This window comes from Mesorhizobium sp. M8A.F.Ca.ET.181.01.1.1 (assembly GCF_004792025.1).
Classification (GTDB): domain Bacteria; phylum Pseudomonadota; class Alphaproteobacteria; order Rhizobiales; family Rhizobiaceae; genus Mesorhizobium.
The window spans coordinates 1-362 of sequence record NZ_SRTV01000101.1 but is presented as its reverse complement, the minus strand read 5'-3'; the positions used below and the strand labels follow the sequence as shown (position 1 = coordinate 362).

The window sequence follows — 362 nt, the reverse complement described above, 5'->3', positions numbered from 1 at the left end:
GCCGCGACGATCAGGACACCGCCGCGTGGGAAGGCAATCTGAAAACGGACGCCAACGGCCACGCGACCATGACGTTCAAAATGCCCGACTCGCTCGCGCGCTGGCGCATCACCGTGCGAGCGGCTGCGCCGGACGGCATGGTCGGTCAGCGTACCGCCTACGTGCGCTCGGACAAGGCGTTGTATCTGAAGTGGAGCGGGCCGTCGCATTTCCGCGCGAACGATCAGCCGGCCATCGACATGATCGCCTTCAATCAGACCGATGCGGACATGGACGCACAGTGGGTGGTGGAAGGCGGCGGTTTGTCGCTGAACCAGAAAGTGACGCTCAGGCGCGGCGCGAACTATCTGCGTCTGCCGAGC

The 362-nt window shown here is 64.6% G+C and carries 1 protein-coding gene; it reads left to right on the top strand.

Annotation, left to right across the window (positions count from 1 at the left end; genetic code table 11):
- Positions 1 to 362 (top strand): alpha-2-macroglobulin family protein (locus EN824_RS33765; RefSeq protein ID WP_135933183.1); only part of this gene is annotated, 362 nt, incomplete at both ends.